The organism is Desulforhabdus sp. TSK (assembly GCF_022836495.1).
Lineage (GTDB): Bacteria > Desulfobacterota > Syntrophobacteria > Syntrophobacterales > Syntrophobacteraceae > Desulforhabdus.
Map to the genome: position 1 here is coordinate 1 of NZ_BQXM01000095.1, position 942 is coordinate 942.

At 55.2% G+C, this 942-nt stretch carries 1 protein-coding gene; it reads right to left on the reverse strand.

From position 1 onward, the window contains the following. Positions 1-13: 13 nt before the first annotated feature. The gene (locus MWC30_RS21640) at positions 14-673 is read right to left on the reverse strand and encodes a hypothetical protein (RefSeq protein ID WP_244086277.1); all 660 of its coding nucleotides are present in this window, start codon (positions 671-673) and stop codon (positions 14-16) included. Positions 674-942 lie beyond the last annotated feature (269 nt).

Consider the following 942-nt stretch of genomic DNA (forward strand, 5'->3'; position numbering starts at 1 on the left):
TCCCTCAAAGCCCTCAAGGCTCCGGCGCCCCGGTTCGGGTCGTTTTTTTTAGACCGTACTGATCGAAGAGTGCCTCGATCTGAGCTGCATCGAGGGTAATGCCTCGATTGCGGTGCATGGCCTGGGCCAGTTGCTCGGAGCTTGAGTCGGGATTGCGAATGAAATCGACCAGGATCAGAACGGCAATCTCTGCCGGGAGTTGAGGCTGCGACAGGCTCTCCGCACTCTGGCGCTGAACGGCGGCAATGTGAGGATCCATGGCAAGGTAGATATGAGAAGATCCGATCTTGTGGCGCTGGAGCCTGCCTTGTCGGCACAACTGAACGAGAACCGAATGGCAACGGCATCGGAGCTTTGTCCCCAACTGCTCTGTCGTCATGCCGGCCGAACTGCGAGAGGCCAACTCCACCAGAGTCTTGGTGAGGCTGCCTGCACGCGAGAAGCCGATGTCTTTGTGGAACCACAACCCGTCCTCGCCGAAGCGAGGGATGGAACGAAGCGTATACCAGGCTCCATTGTGTGAGAAGCTGCTCCAATATCCAACCTCTGCAAGAAAGCGCCGGACGGATGGGACCGAGTAGCCCAGCTCGCCGGCCAGAGGTTCGATCTTCCAGCAGGGCTCTTTGGTGAACAGAAAGGAGAGTCGCTCGATTGGTTTTGGGTCGTGCGGCATGACGGGCTCCTGATAAAGTATGGCATCCAACCGTGTATCGAGAGAAATAATGCAATACTTTATCAGAATAAAAAGGCCAGTACAAGCCCCGGGGCGACAGGGATAGGTTGCGTGAAGCATCCTTTATTTGATTTACATTCGGCATCTTACACTCGATCAGACCCTGCTCGTCACTGTAGGTTGTCGAGCCTCAAACGCTGCGAAACGGTGATCAAGTATGGCATGTCAGACTGTGTGAACCGTTGCCACATAACGGCCTAACTGACATT